The 16,706-nt window shown below is 38.0% G+C and carries 16 protein-coding genes; 8 read left to right on the plus strand and 8 right to left on the minus strand.

Annotated features, from left to right (window positions below):
• Window positions 1–49: 49 nt before the first annotated feature.
• Window positions 50–1,405 carry an adenylosuccinate lyase gene (gene purB, locus BM375_RS09525; RefSeq protein WP_093365578.1) on the minus strand — a complete coding sequence of 452 codons (1,356 nt, stop codon included), beginning with the start codon at window positions 1,403–1,405 and terminating at the stop codon, window positions 50–52.
• Window positions 1,406–2,219: 814 nt separating this feature from the next.
• On the opposite strand from purB, the gene BM375_RS09530 reads away from it, so the two are divergent.
• The 8 genes from BM375_RS09530 to ybaK all read left to right on the plus strand — a co-directional run bounded on the left by BM375_RS09530 (window position 2,220) and on the right by ybaK (window position 9,082).
• Window positions 2,220–3,857: an ABC1 kinase family protein gene (locus BM375_RS09530; protein ID WP_093365579.1), complete on the plus strand. Its 1,638-nt coding sequence runs from the start codon at window positions 2,220–2,222 to the stop codon at window positions 3,855–3,857.
• A 95-nt stretch (window positions 3,858–3,952) separates the two neighbouring features.
• Entirely contained in the window at window positions 3,953–4,081 is a 129-nt protein-coding gene (locus BM375_RS17575; RefSeq protein ID WP_262987259.1) for a deoxyribodipyrimidine photo-lyase, read from the plus strand.
• Window positions 4,082–4,086: 5 nt separating this feature from the next.
• Window positions 4,087–4,341, plus strand: a complete 255-nt coding sequence (locus BM375_RS17580) for a deoxyribodipyrimidine photo-lyase (protein WP_262987260.1) — start codon at window positions 4,087–4,089, stop codon at window positions 4,339–4,341.
• Window positions 4,229–5,260, plus strand: coding sequence for a cryptochrome/photolyase family protein (locus tag BM375_RS09535; protein WP_244525865.1), 1,032 nt, complete (start codon window positions 4,229–4,231; stop codon window positions 5,258–5,260). The genes BM375_RS17580 and BM375_RS09535 overlap by 113 nt, the downstream gene beginning before the upstream one ends.
• A 148-nt stretch (window positions 5,261–5,408) precedes the next feature.
• Window positions 5,409–6,125 carry a 3-ketoacyl-ACP reductase gene (locus BM375_RS09540; RefSeq protein ID WP_093365580.1) on the plus strand — a complete coding sequence of 239 codons (717 nt, stop codon included), beginning with the start codon at window positions 5,409–5,411 and terminating at the stop codon, window positions 6,123–6,125.
• 295 nt (window positions 6,126–6,420) lie between these two features.
• Window positions 6,421–7,194: a DUF3050 domain-containing protein gene (locus BM375_RS09545; RefSeq protein WP_093365581.1), complete on the plus strand. Its 774-nt coding sequence runs from the start codon at window positions 6,421–6,423 to the stop codon at window positions 7,192–7,194.
• Between the two features lie 348 nt (window positions 7,195–7,542).
• Complete coding sequence (locus tag BM375_RS09550; RefSeq protein WP_093365583.1) at window positions 7,543–8,295, plus strand: SDR family NAD(P)-dependent oxidoreductase; 753 nt, start codon at window positions 7,543–7,545, stop codon at window positions 8,293–8,295.
• Between the two features lie 313 nt (window positions 8,296–8,608).
• Window positions 8,609–9,082, plus strand: a complete 474-nt coding sequence (gene ybaK / locus BM375_RS09555) for a Cys-tRNA(Pro) deacylase (protein ID WP_093365584.1) — start codon at window positions 8,609–8,611, stop codon at window positions 9,080–9,082.
• A gap of 245 nt (window positions 9,083–9,327) precedes the next feature.
• Here the strand turns inward: ybaK and BM375_RS09560 are convergent, their stop codons facing one another.
• From BM375_RS09560 to BM375_RS09590, 7 genes are all read right to left on the minus strand, one after another.
• Window positions 9,328–9,777 carry a GNAT family N-acetyltransferase gene (locus BM375_RS09560; protein ID WP_093365586.1) on the minus strand — a complete coding sequence of 150 codons (450 nt, stop codon included), beginning with the start codon at window positions 9,775–9,777 and terminating at the stop codon, window positions 9,328–9,330.
• 260 nt (window positions 9,778–10,037) lie between these two features.
• Complete coding sequence (locus tag BM375_RS09565) at window positions 10,038–10,805, minus strand: LytR/AlgR family response regulator transcription factor (RefSeq protein WP_093365587.1); 768 nt, start codon at window positions 10,803–10,805, stop codon at window positions 10,038–10,040.
• On the minus strand, window positions 10,802–11,830 hold the full coding sequence (locus BM375_RS09570) for a sensor histidine kinase (RefSeq protein WP_093365588.1): 1,029 nt from the start codon (window positions 11,828–11,830) through the stop codon (window positions 10,802–10,804). Before BM375_RS09570 ends, BM375_RS09565 begins: the two co-directional genes overlap by 4 nt.
• A gap of 68 nt (window positions 11,831–11,898) precedes the next feature.
• The gene (locus tag BM375_RS09575; RefSeq protein WP_093365590.1) at window positions 11,899–12,642 is read right to left on the minus strand and encodes a hypothetical protein; all 744 of its coding nucleotides are present in this window, start codon (window positions 12,640–12,642) and stop codon (window positions 11,899–11,901) included.
• Window positions 12,643–12,816: 174 nt separating this feature from the next.
• The gene (locus tag BM375_RS09580) at window positions 12,817–14,385 is read right to left on the minus strand and encodes an IS1182 family transposase (RefSeq protein ID WP_212611661.1); all 1,569 of its coding nucleotides are present in this window, start codon (window positions 14,383–14,385) and stop codon (window positions 12,817–12,819) included.
• 241 nt (window positions 14,386–14,626) lie between these two features.
• Window positions 14,627–15,364 carry an SDR family oxidoreductase gene (locus BM375_RS09585; RefSeq protein WP_093365592.1) on the minus strand — a complete coding sequence of 246 codons (738 nt, stop codon included), beginning with the start codon at window positions 15,362–15,364 and terminating at the stop codon, window positions 14,627–14,629.
• Between the two features lie 79 nt (window positions 15,365–15,443).
• The gene (locus tag BM375_RS09590; protein WP_093365594.1) at window positions 15,444–16,010 is read right to left on the minus strand and encodes a Crp/Fnr family transcriptional regulator; all 567 of its coding nucleotides are present in this window, start codon (window positions 16,008–16,010) and stop codon (window positions 15,444–15,446) included.
• Window positions 16,011–16,706: the final 696 nt, after the last annotated feature.

Below are 16,706 nucleotides of genomic sequence, written 5' to 3' on the forward strand. Positions count from 1 at the left end.
AAAAAAAATCAGATACAAATATACGTCAATTGTCCTGTTGCCCCGTCATCTACACGTCAAAGCTTACACCTGTATAGTTGCTCGGAGAGATAGCTTTGATTTCGTTTTTAATTTCTTCCGATACATGCAGGCCATCTACAAAGGTCGCAATGGTGTCCTGTGTGACGTGCGTATTCGTGCGGGTCAATTCCTTCAAAGCCTCGTACGGTTTTGGGTATCCCTCACGGCGTAAGATTGTTTGGATCGCTTCTGCCACAACAGCCCAGTTGTTTTCCAGATCTTTTGCCAAAGCGCTTTCGTTAAGGATAAGTTTACGTAAGCCTCTCAATGTAGATTTAATAGCAATCAAGGTATGGGCAAAAGGCACGCCGATGTTACGTAATACGGTAGAATCGGTTAAATCGCGTTGCAAGCGGGATATAGGAAGCTTAGCGGCCAAATGTTCAAATAGTGCGTTGGCTAAACCAAGGTTTCCTTCCGCATTTTCGAAATCAATAGGGTTCACTTTGTGTGGCATAGCCGAAGAGCCAATCTGTCCGGCCGTAATCTTCTGTTTGAAGTAATCCATCGAGATATAAGTCCACACATCGCGACAAAGATCGATAAGGATGTTGTTGATGCGTTTAAACGCATCACAGCTTGCAGCAAAGTTGTCGTAATGTTCGATTTGCGTGGTCGTCTGCGAACGGGATAAGCCCAGTGTTTCGTTAACGAACTGATTACCGAAAGCTACCCAATCATTGTTTGGATACGCCACATGATGCGCGTTGAAGTTACCCGTTGCTCCCCCGAATTTGGCAGAGAACGGAACCTGCTTAAGCAATTTCAGTTGCTTTTCGATACGCTCGATAAATACATAGATTTCTTTGCCCAAACGAGTCGGGGATGCCGGCTGACCGTGAGTTTTTGCTAACATCGGGATAGCAGTCCATTCGTTTGCCAAAGCTTTCAGCTCATTCAGCAATTCCTCGATAGATGGTAGGTAAATATGGCCGATAGCCTCTTTCCAGGAATATGGGATAGCCGTGTTGTTGATGTCCTGAGAAGTCAGTCCGAAGTGGATAAATTCCAAGGAATCATGCAAACCCAATTTCTCGAATTCATTTTTCAGGAAATATTCTACAGCCTTTACATCATGGTTGGTGGTCTTTTCCTTATCCTTAACCCATTGAGCATCATCTAGGGAGAAGTTGCGGTAAATATTGCGTAGGTTTTCGTTCAGTGATCCGTCAAAATGGGCAAGCTGTGGAATGCCGGACTCGCATAAAGCGATGAAATATTCTACCTCCACCAAAACGCGGTATTTAATCAGTGCAAATTCCGAAAAATATGCAGATAAGTCTTTTGTTGTATTATAGTATCTTCCGTCAATTGGAGTAACGGCAGTCAATGCGGATAAGCTCATGTCGTAATCTGTTTTTATTTATACGTTTACAAAAGTAAGAAAACCTAAGGGATAATCCATCTTTGTTATGTAAGAGCGCCAGTTTTTCAGTCGCTCTACAAAATAGCATACGGGGCTTCGTCAAACCTACTAACACCCGAAATCGATTCATCCATCAGCACCATAACATAGGTTTAGTACCTGTGTTCTTTATAGCTTAAGAGTGAGGGGCGTGTTTTATGTAGCTTTATCTCTACATTTCAGACGATTGTATATGTGCGGTCGGTGTGAAGGCACAATTCTTGTATTCCTTAGTGAAAAGAAAAATCGTATGAGAAGAACACCCTATACAACGTCAGTTATTGTTTTAGCAGTTTCATTGGTCATGATACTTATGACGACCTGTACAGGTGTCGTATAAGCATAAAAATTAGAAAAACTTGGGTCCTTATGAACTAATCGCAATGGGATGCTTAACCAAAAATATCTCCCTTCCTTTGTATAAGATCATGGCACGGGGTTGCTCTTGTTTGACTAACATCAATTTTCAATCCACAACCTTTAGCTCCTTTTTCAAAAATCCCTGTCGTAGATATGAGTTTACTTTTCTTGACGGACTTAAGCTTTTATTGGTTATAAAGGCAGATGATGTGTACATGTAATATTATGGGCCTCAAATTTTATTTGTAAGAAAGGTATATCATGGAGAAAGCATCTGTCTGTAATAGATGCTCTAGTTATGCGCTGTATTTAGATATTGGTCTAATAATTGATAAATATCGTGTTGTCAACATAAAAATTATCTTAGGAATGACAATCTTTATATCATGTTAATATGGAGAATCCTTTCAAAAACCAAGTGATTAAAATTAAGCGTACGGCCAAGCTGACCCAAATATTAGCTAAGTATGGCTTTCGAGACTTGTTGGCAAGAAGATCGGACGGGAGTCGTGAAGATGAGGACTATATAGATGGATCCTTTTATAAACGTATTCGATTAGCTATTGAAGAATTAGGTCCAACTTTTGTTAAGTTTGGGCAGACCTTAGCTTCTAGAGAAGATCTATTGCCTGGTGAATTGATAATTGAACTACGAAAACTGCAAGACCGAGTTCCACCTCAAGATATAGACATTATTGCTTATCTCCAAGAACAGCTAGGAGAGAACTTCTCAAAAGTGTTTAGAGAGGTAAACAAGGAGCCTATCGCTTCAGCTTCTATAGCGCAGGTTTATAAAGCAGTATTGATAGATGGTCGTCCAGTTATTCTTAAAGTCAGGCGTCCTCATATTCGAAAAACCATAGAATCTGACTTGCTCATCCTTAAGGATATCATTTATTTTCTTTCCGATTACTCTGCCGCAATTCGTCAGATAAATCTAACGTACATTTTGGAGGCTTTTCAAAAAACATTGATTGAGGAGCTCTCTTTTATTCACGAAGCTCGAAACATTCAGCAATTTGCGCAAAATTTTAAAGACCATGACAAAGTCCATAGTATGCAGCTGTTTGATGAGCTGTCTAACGATGAAATGATCTGTGTTAGTTGGGTGGAAGGCTTTAAAGTTACAGATAAAGAGCAGGCTCAGTTATATAATATTAAATTAGAATATATCGTAGAACTGGGGGTTGAGCTTTTTCTCACGCAGGTTTTAGAACATGGTTTTTTTCATGCCGATCCACACCCAGGTAACGTTGTGGTTACCCCAGATGGCAAAATGAGCTTTTTAGATCTGGGGGCCATGGGGCGAATGTTACCATCTGATCAGCAATTGCTGGAAGATTTTATTGTTGCATTCATTAACAAAGATGCGGATAGTTTGATTTACACCATTAAGAAAATGGCGATACATATTGAAATAGAAAATGAAAAGGCACTTAAGCGTGAAATTCTTGATATTTTCGATATGGTCACGTCAAATACATTGGAGCATATCGATATCAAAACCTTCTTTAGTAAGTTCTCAGGCGTTCTTAATAAAAATAACATTCTTATGCCGGACCATATCTATCTTTTGGTACGCGGTGTTGTAATAATGGAAGGTATTGGCCGTGACCTTGTTCCAGGGCTCAATCTTGTTAAAATATTAGAGCCCTATATAAGTCGTATAGTGCGAAAGCGACTTTCCTTTGAGAATTTGCAAGAAGAAGTGTTGCGAAAGCTCCAGGAAAGCTATTGTATATTAAATACAGCTCCTGGCATGATAAAAACTATTGGACAGCAGCTTGAGCAGGGAGAATTAAGCTTTAAAGTACACAATAGTGACTTAAAGAATTTGTATCGTGGATACCAAAAGAATCAATCCATCAACCGTTATCTGGCTATAGGTTGTGTGTTTTTTGTTGGTGGTTGTCTCCTTGTGTCTGTCGATCAGTTCAGTTTTTTTGGATTATCTGTTATTTCTTGGATTTTTTTTGTGATAGGTATCAGTTTTCTTCTGATTGCAAAATTTCGAGGATTCCGGGTTGATTAGTCAGTATTTCTTTATGCTGATTCCGTTGTGGATAATTGTTTTGTATGTGTTAATAGCAAGTGTTTTTCTTTGCAATGATTAATTACTTTTCCTGAATGAGAATTAAAGTTTCTGTTTTCTGGTTCCGTAGAGACCTACGTTTAGAAGATAATATTGGTTTACATCATGCTCTTTCTTCAGGAAATGCTGTTCTCCCCATTTTTATTTTTGACAGAAAATATTAGATGGCTTGAGCATTAAAACGGACAGGAGAGTTGATTATATACATCAGTCTCTTTGTAAAATAAATCTTGAATTAAAAGTTTGGAATGCTGCACTCAATGTTTTCTATGGTAACCCCATCGATATTTTTGAAAGGCTTTGTGAAAAGTATGAAATTCAGTCTGTTTTTTGCAATAAGGATTATGAACCGAGCGCTATTAAAAGAGATACGGAAGTCTATCATTTTTTTTTTAAAACAAAAAATCCCTTTTTACGCACATAAGGATCAGGTTATTTTTGATACAAATGATGTTTTAAAAAACGATGGTACCCCATATACCGTATTTACACCATATTCAAAAAAATGGAAAGAGCTTTTACGTGAAGCAGATTATATGCGATACCTTCTTGATTATAGTTGTTTTCTTAATCAGGATTTTGTTGAGATCCCTTCGTTGAGTGAAATTGGGTTTAAGAAAACAGACCTGATTTATCTTAAGCCACAATTAGATGAAGAGCTTATTGGTCAATATGATAAATTTAGGGATTATCCAGCTTTACAATGGACAACACAATTGGGAGTAGCTTTGCGATTTGGCACAATTAGTATTCGTGAATGTGTAGCCTTTGCATTGCACTCGAATGGAGCTTGGTTAGATGAGTTGATTTGGCGGGAGTTTTTTATGCAGATTCTATATCATTTCCCTAGAGTTGTAAACCAATCCTTCAAAGCTAAATATGACAATATCAACTGGCGGAACGATGAGGATGAGTTTCAAAGATGGTGTGAGGGTAAGACTGGTTATCCGATCGTGGATGCGGGTATGCGTCAATTGAACGAAACAGGGTATATGCACAATCGGGTTAGGATGATTAGCGCAAGCTTTTTGTGTAAGCATCTACTGATCGATTGGCGTTGGGGTGAAGCTTATTTCGCGGAGAAATTGACTGATTACGATTTAGCGGCTAACAATGGGAATTGGCAGTGGGCATCAGGATCTGGGTGCGATGCTGCTCCCTATTTCAGGGTGTTTAACCCCACTGTGCAGACTGAAAAATTCGATAAAGAGTTACTATATATAAAAAAATGGGTTCCTGAATTTGGATCTGTCGGTTATGCAACGCGGATTGTAGAACACCGATTCGCGAGAGAAAGAGCATTGAAAATATACCAAAAAGCTGTTCGCGGGAATATAGAATAGCTTCGAATTATAGGGTAGTAAACTTCGAACTTATTAAGTATTAGTTCTATTCTTCGCTTTGCAGATCGTGCCAGCAAGCTTCGTTCCTATGATGTGGTTTTTTCAACACAATTCTTTGTATTTTTGACTGGATTACAACAACATCAAGATGACAGAATTAAAAGGGAAAAAAGCAATTATTACAGGAGGCGGCCGTGGTTTAGGAAAAGCCGTTGCATTAGCACTTGCCGGACAGGGTGTTCAGGTGGGTATCACGGGACAAAACGAGGAGAATCTCCAAGCTACAATAGACGAGCTTCGTGGTCAGGGTGTGGAAGCACACTATGCTGTGTTTGATGTAGCAAATAATGTGCAGGTCGAAACAGGTATAAAAGCGTTAGTTGAGAAGCTGGAAGGAGTACAGATTTTAGTGAATAATGCTGGTGTGGGGCAGTTTGGAAAAGTGATGGAAATGGCACCTGAAGATTTTCAAAAGGTATTCGATGTAAACTTTTTTGGGGTGTATCTCGTGGCAAGAGCAGTATATCCTTATTTAAGAGAAGCAGGACAGGGGGATGTGATCAATGTTGCGTCTACGGCAGGTTTAAAGGGTGGAGCGGGCATGGCGGCCTATGCAGCTTCCAAAGCAGCAGTCATTTCATTATCACAGTCGATGATGGCGGAATGGCGAAAAGACGATATCCGGGTAGTGACCCTAACGCCGAGCACTATTGCTACAGATATGAGTATCCGAGGAGGTTTAACCGATGGTAACCCCGATAAGGTATTACAACCTGAAGACTTTGCAGAATGGGTGGTAGATATCCTTAAGATGAATCGACGTGCGCTTATTGCAAATGGTTCTATTTTCAGTACGAACCCTTAGAAAAGTAACAAGATTATCCCGAAGCAAACTAAATTTTTGATTTTTTTTCTACTGCTGTAATGGGTGAGCATGGGCTGATTGTCTCGAAGACTATGGGTTGTTGGTAATTGTTAAGTTGTCCTCAGGGAGCTAAGATACCTCTCAGGGAGAACCTTGGCTTAAACCGTTACAACCATATCTAATGGATAAATGCGAAACGACTCAAGCCTGTAGTTTTTTGTAATGTTTGCATCATAATATCATGTTCCTGCGAGGACTGCTTTTGAGATAGTAAATCGTAGTGTATTTTTGCAAAATGGATAGGATACAGGAAATCAAGAAATATATACAGGAAGAACAGGCTATACTGTTGCAGCATTCATTGTACAACAAAATAAGCGATATCACACACCTGCGCAAGTTCACAGAGACACATGTATATGCGGTCTGGGATTTTATGTCTTTGTTAAAAGCTTTGCAATCACAGCTTACCTGTGTGCGTATTCCTTGGTTTCCCAGTATTCATAGCAATGCACGCTATCTTATCAATGAGATCGTTTTGGCAGAGGAGTCCGACGAATGGATTGATGGTCGTCGCTTAAGTCACTACGAAATGTACCTTGATGCTATGAAACATATTGGAGCGGATACTACGTACATACAAACTTTTGTTCAGAACATACAAGCAGGAGCTGAAATTGATAGCGCGATCGCTGCGCTGGTGGCAGATAGCCGAGTGAAGGATTTTCTATATTTTACATTTGATACGATAGCCCGTGGAAAAGCACACGAAATTGCATCTGCCTTTACCTTTGGACGGGAAGATTTAATCCCAGTTATGTTCACATCTATATTGCGCAAGTTGCAACATCAATTTCTGGATATCGATATGGATCCTTTGTTGTACTATTTTCAAAGGCATATCGAACTGGATGGAGATGAACATGGACCGTTGGCTATGCAGATGATATTGGAGCTCGGTGGAGATGAAAAGCATAAATGGGAAGAGATGAAAGAGATAGCTAAGCAAGCGCTAAGCAAGCGTATTGCATTATGGGACGCTATTGAAGAAGGTTTAACAGTAGCCTAAAACGTTCTGGGATTGATTTATTTTCTCGTTGATAATTATACTCCCTTTGCCAATCAGCTGGACTTTAAAATCGCTTGGGATACAGATTTTCTTTTTGAACCTGAACTCAATAAAGGGTAGAACGCGTATTTGTTGCGTATGAAAAAAAGGTTTTCGAATGACGAGTTTCTAAAAAGGGTGATCAAGGCAATACCGAATTATTGCATATGTCAGGCAATCGCAGTCCTTATCCCGGAAAGCTTGGTGTGATCGGGAGTCTAACACTATCGGTTCATTCTAGCCTTAGATGGACATAGATTCATAACTTATGCATATATTTACAAAAAGAAAATAAGAAGAATAATCATTATGGCAGATTTAAAAAATAAAGTAGCAATCGTAACAGGTGCTGGAGCTGGTATCGGAAAAGCCATCGCATTGTCATATGCACAAGGCGGGGCTAAAGTTGTCGTATCAGACATTAACGAACAAAATGGTCTGGCTGTGGTGGAGGAGATTCAAAAAGGAGGAGCCGAAGCTATTTTTGTGAAAGCAGATTCTTCCAGTGCAGAAGATAATAAAAATCTTGTTGCCAAGACGGTAGAAAAATTTGGTCGACTAGATATTGCGTGCAACAATGCGGGAATTGGTGGCCCGGCACAGCTGACTGGTGAATATGATATCGAAGGTTGGAATAAGGTTATCGCAGTCAACTTGAACGGCGTGTTTTACGGCTGCCGCTACCAGCTGGAGCAAATGGTGAAAAATGGAGGCGGAAGCATCGTGAACATAGCTTCTGTACATGGAATCGTCGCAGCACCGATGAGCTCGGCCTATACGGCAACCAAACATGCCGTGGTGGGACTGACTAAAAATATAGCTGCGGAATATGCACAGCAGAATGTTCGTTGCAATGCAGTAGGACCAGGTTATATCCTCACACCGTTGCTCGAAGCCAACCTTAATGAAGAGCAACAAAAAGTTATAGCATCCAAAGCTCCGATTAACCGTTTGGGAAAACCAACGGAAATTGCTGAACTTGTTACGTTTCTGAGCTCCGATAAGGCTTCTTTCGTTACCGGTGCGTACTATATTGCTGATGGCGGCTATACTGCGCTATAGAAGAGCAAAACAGTTGTAGCAATGCGCGGCTCTTAACATCATTTCCCCCAAAAGCTATTTCACGTTAGAAATAGCTTTTTTTACGTTTTGCATAGAGAAACTTTAGTTCAATAATGATGTTGACCTGCCCTGAGCGCCCGCTTAAAATCTCTCGTAGGAAATCGCCGAAGGCCTTATGGAGAAATATTGTGCCCTACGCCGGCAAAGGAATGGACTCTGTGTGGAATAACACATTACGGAATGCTTGCACAATTTCTTGCTTTTTTGATACTTTTGAAAAAAACAGAACTTTGTCTGATTAGATGTTGTAGACATGTCACAGAAAACAAATGCAATTCGGATTTTAGAACAGTTGAACATTGATTTTGAACTCCAGGAGTACAAAGTAGATGAAGAAGACCTTAGTGCGGAGCACGTCGCTGCGGTACTGGGGATTCCTGCCGACTCGATTTACAAAACGCTGGTTTTGACAGGTATGCAGGAACCGTATCTTGTCGCATTGATTCCGGGAGATTCGCATCTGGATTTTAAGAAAATGGCCAAGGTTTCTGGTAACAAGAGTTGCGAAATGCTGCCGCTGAAAGACCTGCAAAAAATAACTGGGTATGTTCGGGGCGGATGTTCGCCTATCGGCATGAAGAAATCTTTCCCTACTTATATCGAGGAGTTTGCTGCATTGCAGGAAAAGATTATTATTAGCGCGGGAAAGCGAGGACTGCAGATTTGTATTACCCCTCAGGACGTACAAAAATGTACGGATGCTGTCTTCGCCGACCTCGTGAAATGATTGTTTTAACGGCTGTGGTACGGGAGGATTACATTCACAGCAATAAGGCTAAAAAGTAGAACGTCAAGCCTTAAATTGCTAAAAAAACAAAAACGCAGGTGCAAAAAAACAAGAACTCCATCCGGTTCCTTTCAACAGAGTTTTCATTGTTGGCCTTTCAGACCCAACGAACCCGAGCTTGCGAGCTCAGCGAAGCTAAACTTAGTTATTAGCGGTTCGTTGTTTTTCATGTTTAATCTTGTCAATTACAATAATTTTTCAAAACAAATACTACTTGCTACATTCTCGTATTGTCCATAATTTTTAATGATTTTGTAACCACTCTTTTTATATAAGCCAATCGCTTCAAGCATTTTGTTGCCTGTTTCTAAAACACATCTTTTATAGCCTAATTCTCTCGCCCAATTCTCCAAATCATTTAAAACTGCTACTGCAATTCCTTTTCCTCGCATTTCAATTGGCACATACATTCTTTTTATTTCCATTGTTGATTTGTCATATTCCTTTATAGCACCACAACCAATGGGTAAATTATCATTCAATGCAACAACTACATTTTTAATAAGGTCAATTTTATTATACTGTACAAAAAAATCATTCGTCTCTCCATTTTTCTTTGCTAGGTCTTTGTCAAGTTCTAAAACTAAATTTTGAAAGTCTATATTGCCTGAATTTGTCCTGTTTAATGTTGTCATATTTAATTATATAGAATTGTGTTTTTTCAATATTACTAACTGTGTCTATAAAATTGCCTATAACAGTTTGGCAGCTTGGCGAAGGAGCGGAAAATCGAAGCCTAAAGTTTCGATTTAGACGACACGTAGCAAAAGCCAATTTCTATTTGCTAATTTATCAAAAAAAGAGCAAGAAAATTGTTTTTGCGAGAAAATATGCAGAAGTTTTCAACTTAGCCGTTTCCCCACCATTTTACCAATGCGATGTTGTGCGATCGCTCTTATTTTTCAATCCACTCTCGAAATGTTGCCGTATTACTCTGACTGGTCTTTAAGTAAGTCTCAAATCCTCTTAATTTGATGGCAAGTGTATTTTTGTTGTACCGCTCTATTTTTTCGATGTAAGGTTTGTGAACAAATTCACTTCGATTGATTCGGAAAAAGTCAGAGGGGTTAAGTTGCTGTTCTATTTCTTTTAATGTAGCTTCGGTAAGCAAGTGTTTCTTCCCTTTGCTATCGTAGGCAAAAATAACACCTTCATTAGCTTCAAAAAACAAGATATTTTCCGTTTCTAAAAAATAAATTCCTTGATGTGTGTTGATGGAAAAACGCTTTTTATATCGTTTTTCGGTAAAGTTTTGCTGAAAAAGTTTCGTGAGATTGGCAATTGAATCATCTTCTCTCGAATTAGAATTTCTAAATAAGAGATATTTGTCCCAAGCTTTTTGAAATCGTTCTTTAGAAAAAGGCTTCAATAGATAAGCGATACCATTTCCATCAAAAGCATCCATCCAAAATTGGTCATAAGCTGTGGTAAATATGATAGGGCAGTCAACCTGAACTTGTCTGTAAATTTCGAAAGCATTTCCATCCAATAGTTCAATGTCTGAAAAGATGATGTCTGGGTTTTGATTTTTAAGAAACTCAACCGCATCTTCAACCGTGTCCAATTCAGCTATGATTTCGGTAGTTGAATTTAATTCTTCAATAAACCGTTTAAGCTTTTTACGAGCTGGGATTTCGTCCTCTATAATGAGTATTTTTATCATTGGTTTTTCATATGAATAATGGGAATGGTTACGGAAAATTCTTTTTCAGATTGATAGACTTTAATTGGATTGTCAGACAACAATTGATATTGTTCTTTTAAGTTTTTCAATGCCCTTCCCGATGTTGGCTTTATGTTTCGCTTCAGATTCATATTGTTCGAAACCATAATGTTTTCGTCAATGTGTACATTGATACAAACAGGATTTTCTGATGTGCCCATATTGTGCTGAATGGCATTTTCAATCAGTAATTGTAGACTCAGCGGAACGACAAAACCATTGCTGTTTTTTTCAATATTCAGTTGATACGTATTTTCGTATTTATGTTGAATAAGTTTAAAATACTGTTTGGCAAAATCTATTTCTTCGTTGATATTTATTAATTCTTTTTCTGATGATTGCAATACATATCGGTAAATTTCAGCAAATTCATTCAAGAAATCAGATGCTTTGTGTTTATCTTCTTCAATTAATTGATCCAATACATTCAAATTATTAAATAAAAAATGCGGATTGAGCTGTGTTTTCAATTGATTGATCTTGCTGTCGGCAAGTGCTTTATGATAGTTCACTAATTGCTCCTGGTGTTTTTTGCTTTTATGGTAGTAGTAGTAAGCAAGAAAAAAACTACCATAAATAAGACCGTCCAAAAAATCTGAAAATAGAGCAAGGACAAATGTTTGTTGGTTAAAATTCTGTTCTATTTTGTTTAATGTAAAAGCAATAAGAAGCCCACTTGTCTGCATAATAACAACATATACGATAAGTGATGTGCCAAATATTTTCAACATTTCTTTTGTGTTGAAAACATCGGACTGCTGCGATTTTCTGATAAAGAAAAGAATCACTAAAAAAAGTAAACCTGAAGCAAGTAGAGAAGCTATTGCCGCTTCGGGTGTAAATGTATATGCATTGATATGTTGTCTTACTGAAATCCTCGTATAAATAGACTGTACATAGGCAAACAGTGTAATAAACAACAGAAAATGACGGTTTTGATATATTCTATAAAGAAGGGTTTTCATTTCTATATGCTAGTTTCGCAAAAATAGCCCTATAAATCGTATAAGGCTATTTGATAAATTGATTTATTTTATTTTTCTTCCGGAAAAGACGCAATTATTTCTCCCTTTTCATCAAAGAAATCAAGCTTTGCCTTATTACTCTTATCTACATAAAACATAGCTCTTGGGGATCCTATATCATCAAAGAGAAACAGCCCGTTGTTTTCACTTCTGTTTTTCCCTATCATCACACGAACAGCACCTCCTACAAGACCTTGTTTTTCGTATTCTTTGTATTTTTCCCGCATCGCTTTCGGATTTGTTTTTCTAAGTTCTCCAAGCTCTTTCATAATTTCGAAAGTTTTAAGTTGAGATTCCTTACTTGGGCGATCATTAAATGTCAATCCACTACTTACAATCCTTTCATCACCTTGCTGGAAATCTGTTGTAAGTAATTGCATTACCTGATCTCCGTCATACTGGTCATATGTTAGAGAAAGTCCTGCCGAATGACCATTTTCATTTTTTTGCCCGTCGTAGATAAATCCTCCGCATTCAATGCCATCCTCATTGAAAAACAACATTCCCGAACGTTTTTTTCTATCATCATTCGTTGGTCTGCCATTGATTGTGTCATTTCCGTGTGGAAATCTATCCACATTAGTTATCACCATTTTTACAGTGCCGTCTTTTTCCACGATGTTGATGCGTTCTACGTCTATTTCGTTGAATCTTTGGTTACCCATCTTTTTAAATGCAGATGTTGTAATAAAAAAAACTCCAATGACTGTAGCTAAAGCAAATGTTCTTAAAAAAACTAATTCTCTGTTCATCTTTTTTGATTTTAAATGTTTGATGAAGCAAAAATATTGTGACATAATTTCTTGTTCAATATAAAAACAATAATTACAGGATAAAATCGAATGAACTGAGGAAATTAAGCGTTGAATTCAGTTAGAGTGTCGCACAACGGCAGTTTGTCTAATAACCTAAATTGATTTTCAGATCTAACTCCTATTAGTTAAATATACGCGATTTAAGGCTATAATAAAAGTGTCCTTATTGTACAAATATGTATTTACGAAATGCAAGAAACTCCCTAAGAAAAGCTTAAAATGACAGACAAAAAGGTAATAAAAACAAGCAAGCATAATCAGATGCTTTTGAAGTGTATTTTTGTCTATCAAGTTGAATATTCTTCTCAGATTGAATGCTGTAAATATTAAGCCTACATCAGCAGAAGCATGTTTAATGGTTTTCTTTGTCATGATATAATAGAAGCCCCACTGGCGTTTGATGATGCCAAAAGGATGCTCGACAAAAGCCTGCCGCCTTCGGTATAATTCTTTGTTGTTTATTATACGTTGTTTATTCGCCTCAATCAGTTCTGCATGTTCAGTACGTTCTATTAACCTGCCTGCTTTGTTCTTTGTACAGGGTTCAAACAAGCTGCAAGATTTACAGGCAGCCGTCTTATAATGCTTCATCCTGTTAGTTGTTTTGCCATGTTTTTTAAAGTACCACCTTCCATTGGTTTGCAATTGCTGGCCTGCCGGGCAGGTATAGTGGTCGAGCTTTTTATCATACCTAAAGTTAGCCACATCAAAAGCAATGTTCGGAGCATGTGAGGCAACTTCCGGTACAGCGACCATTACTGATACTCCCTGTTTGTGAGCGTAATCAAACTCCGTTCCAGTATGGTAACCTTTATCATAAAGCAGTATGAAATCACTTTTTCCGATAATGTTTTTTGCTCTTCGAACCATATTTCCCATAGCTTTGCTATCGTTCTGGTTGGTTACTTTAAAATCGATCGGGATGTTGTGTTTAGCATCGACAGTAGTTTGAACATTGTAGGCCACCTCAGTAATGTTATTTCGAGTTATCAACTGTCTGCTGTCGGGATCAGAACTTGAGATCTGTACTTCATTAGTTTCTTCCAGCTGTTTCTGAAAAGTGTGGTATTTGTTTTTCTGGAGATTGTGTTTGGCTATTTTCTGTTGAATTTCTATTTTTTTAGCATCGCTAAGTATGTTGTCTTGCTCATCGAGGATGGTATTATATGCTGATAGTTTCTCATCGATATAATCTAAATGTCTTTTAATTTTAGTAGGATTAAAGTTGTTTTTCTTCGAATTTTGTGCCCTAAGTTTCGTGCTATCTCCCGCCAGAAGTTTGGCACCGATCAAATCAAAGTTTTTGGCAAGAGCAACCGTAGCATGGAATATCTTACGGATCGCCTTAGGGTTATTTTTTCTAAAATTGGCAATGGTATTGTGATCGGGCACAAGAGTTTTCAGGAGCCACATGAGTTCAATGTTTCGTTTACACTCTTTCTCTAAAGCTCTGGACGACCGAATTCGGTTGAGATAACCGTAAATATAAAGTTTTAAAAGTACCGCAGGGTGGTATGCAGGTCTACCATTGTCTACAAAGTTCATATCAAACCCGTAATCTTTCATGTTGATTGCTGAAACAAAAAGATCAATCAACCGTACTTCATTCTCTTGGCTAATAGCTTGTTCTAAACAGAAAAATTCAGTCTGATTTCTATCTTTTCCTACGATGAATTTCATACTACAAAATATGAAAAATAGATCTTATTAAAGCGAAATAGTAGGAAAAGTTATAAATACTTATGTGAATAAGTAGAAAGGTTTTTAGACAGTTTGACGGTTCGGGGCTTGGCGTTCGGGCGGGATTTTTAGCACAAACGTTGATTCGAAGAACCAAAGTCCAAATATACAAAAAAGCGTCAAACGAAGCACTAAACCCCGCCTGACGCCAAACCCTTGTTACAGGCAGTGTTTTTCGTTACTACCAATCAATTTCGCCTGTTGTTGGATTAGTTTCTTCACTGATAAATTTTCCTGTTACACCGTCTTTGTCTAATAAAGCATATTTTACAATGCGTTTTCCTGCTTCTTCAACTTCGCCACCGTTGAAACCCGTAAAGTCGGTTTTTGTGTAACCCGGACAAACTGCATTTACTTTGAAAGGTGTGTCCCGAAGTTCGTAAGCCAAATGAACAGTAAACATATTCAAAGCCGATTTTGACGAACCGTAAACTGCATATTTTGCAAAGTTGTAACCGAACCAATTCGGGTCGCTTTGAAGTGTAAGTGAACCAACACTTGTGCTTACATTTACAATTCTTGGTTCTGGCGATTTTTTAAGCAAATCAATAAATGCTTGTGTAACTCTTGCTACGCCAAATACATTGGTGTTAAACGCTGACAAAAATTGTTCTGAACTTGCTTCAAGTGCGGTATATGGTGCACCGCCATTGATACCTGCGTTGTTAATCAAAACGTCCAAACTATCTGTCTTTTTTCCGATTTCTGTTCGGGCATTTTTTACCGAATTATCATCGGTTACGTCAATTTGAATTGCTTCAACGTTTGTCAGATTTTCGGCTTTCAGTTTTTCAACGGCTTGTAAACCGCTTTCCAAATTTCGGCTTCCGATGTAAACGTAAAGTCCTTTTTGCAATAATTGTTTTGCTGTTTCAAAGCCAATGCCTTTGTTTGCTCCTGTGATAAATGCTGTCTTCATTTTTTTCTGTTTTAATATTTACGGTGCAAAGATTGACCGATTAAAAATGAAGTCATTTACCATTTGGTAAAAAGTGATTTTAGTGGATATTTTTTCTTATTCTGCTCAATGATTGTTGTGTAACGCCCAAATAAGAAGCAATGTGAGAAAGAGCAACACGATTAGTAAGTGATGGATAGTTTTCTAAAAATTCCAAATAACGTGTAGTTGCATCTTGTGAAATTACAGGGCTTTTTCTTGATTTTTGATAAAGGCACTTTTGCACCATTTTGTTTTTTATGTTGTCCCAACCTACGATTGTATGAGAAAGTTCTTCCCAATCTTGTTTTGAAAACACAATGAGTTTGCAATTTGTGCTGGCTTGCAAATATTCGGCAGAAGCCGAATATGCTTCAAAATTCACATAATCAACTACCAAATTATTTTCAGCAATAAAACAGCGTGTAATTTCTTCGCCTTTGTTGTTGTAGTAGCAACCACGAACTACACCGTCCACAACGAAACCGACTTGTCGGGGAATTTTACCTGCTTCTGAAAAATACTCGTCCTTGCGAAGTTCTATTTCCGTCACTTTACTTGTAATAAGGTCAATTTGTTGTTTGTTCAAATTTCCAAATTGTAAAATATATTCTATCAATTCTTTCATTGTCGCAAAGTTAGAAAACTGCTTCGTCTATTATTTACCATTTGGTAAAAAGTGTCTGTCTGGTTGCAAACCGTTACTACGGTGTTAGATGTTTGTCAGTCGGATAATTTTTTCTAAAAGTCAGCGATGGACTGTCCAACCGCAAAAGTTTAGAAAAGAACTGTCGTTAAAATTTAGAACAAAGTCCAATGAAAGTTCCTCAAGGACAGTCCTACGATGAGTTTTTCAAGTGTCGGGCTGTGTAGTCGTGTAACATTGCCTGTAACGGCTCGGCGGCTTTGCGAAGCGACGGAATTCATCAGGCGGTGAAGGCGCCGAGCCGATGATACGCAAGGAGCGTAGCGGATTGCGTATCATCATTAGTATTAACGAAACGAATATACAAAAAATTTCGCCTAACCAATCCTATAGGCGCATTTCGCTATTTGTTTTTAATTCTTATATAACTAATTGGTATACTTTTATTTAGTAAGTGTGGTTGTCATGGATAACGTAGCAAAATATTTAAAAGTATAATCTCTTCGATATGAATAGCGAAATCATACTTGACACGTTCGAAAAGAGATTGTCGATACAGCGATACGCAGACAACACTATTAGATCGTACAAGGACTATGCGAGTGTATTTCTCAAGCATGTCAGTAAATATCCTTCGCTTGAGGATGTCCCCTTATCAGAAATTGAAGCATTTATAAA

This window comes from Sphingobacterium wenxiniae (assembly GCF_900116225.1).
In the GTDB taxonomy this organism is placed as follows: Bacteria; Bacteroidota; Bacteroidia; order Sphingobacteriales; family Sphingobacteriaceae; genus Sphingobacterium; species Sphingobacterium wenxiniae.

Excerpts from the sequence above, each read along its gene's own strand:
- BM375_RS09580 (WP_212611661.1), bottom strand. The coding sequence starts at position 14,385 with ATGAAATTCATCGTAGGAAAAGATAGAAATCAGACTGAATTTTTCTGT.
- BM375_RS09585 (WP_093365592.1), bottom strand. The coding sequence starts at position 15,364 with ATGAAGACAGCATTTATCACAGGAGCAAACAAAGGCATTGGCTTTGAA.
- BM375_RS09540 (WP_093365580.1), top strand. The coding sequence starts at position 5,409 with ATGACAGAATTAAAAGGGAAAAAAGCAATTATTACAGGAGGCGGCCGT.
- BM375_RS09560 (WP_093365586.1), bottom strand. The coding sequence starts at position 9,777 with ATGACAACATTAAACAGGACAAATTCAGGCAATATAGACTTTCAAAAT.
- BM375_RS09550 (WP_093365583.1), top strand. The coding sequence starts at position 7,543 with ATGGCAGATTTAAAAAATAAAGTAGCAATCGTAACAGGTGCTGGAGCT.
- BM375_RS17575 (WP_262987259.1), top strand. The coding sequence starts at position 3,953 with ATGAGAATTAAAGTTTCTGTTTTCTGGTTCCGTAGAGACCTACGTTTA.
- BM375_RS09590 (WP_093365594.1), bottom strand. The coding sequence starts at position 16,010 with ATGAAAGAATTGATAGAATATATTTTACAATTTGGAAATTTGAACAAA.
- BM375_RS09570 (WP_093365588.1), bottom strand. The coding sequence starts at position 11,830 with ATGAAAACCCTTCTTTATAGAATATATCAAAACCGTCATTTTCTGTTG.
- BM375_RS09545 (WP_093365581.1), top strand. The coding sequence starts at position 6,421 with ATGGATAGGATACAGGAAATCAAGAAATATATACAGGAAGAACAGGCT.
- purB (WP_093365578.1), bottom strand. The coding sequence starts at position 1,405 with ATGAGCTTATCCGCATTGACTGCCGTTACTCCAATTGACGGAAGATAC.
- BM375_RS09535 (WP_244525865.1), top strand. The coding sequence starts at position 4,229 with ATGAAATTCAGTCTGTTTTTTGCAATAAGGATTATGAACCGAGCGCTA.
- ybaK (WP_093365584.1), top strand. The coding sequence starts at position 8,609 with ATGTCACAGAAAACAAATGCAATTCGGATTTTAGAACAGTTGAACATT.
- BM375_RS09530 (WP_093365579.1), top strand. The coding sequence starts at position 2,220 with ATGGAGAATCCTTTCAAAAACCAAGTGATTAAAATTAAGCGTACGGCC.
- BM375_RS09565 (WP_093365587.1), bottom strand. The coding sequence starts at position 10,805 with ATGATAAAAATACTCATTATAGAGGACGAAATCCCAGCTCGTAAAAAG.
- BM375_RS09575 (WP_093365590.1), bottom strand. The coding sequence starts at position 12,642 with ATGAACAGAGAATTAGTTTTTTTAAGAACATTTGCTTTAGCTACAGTC.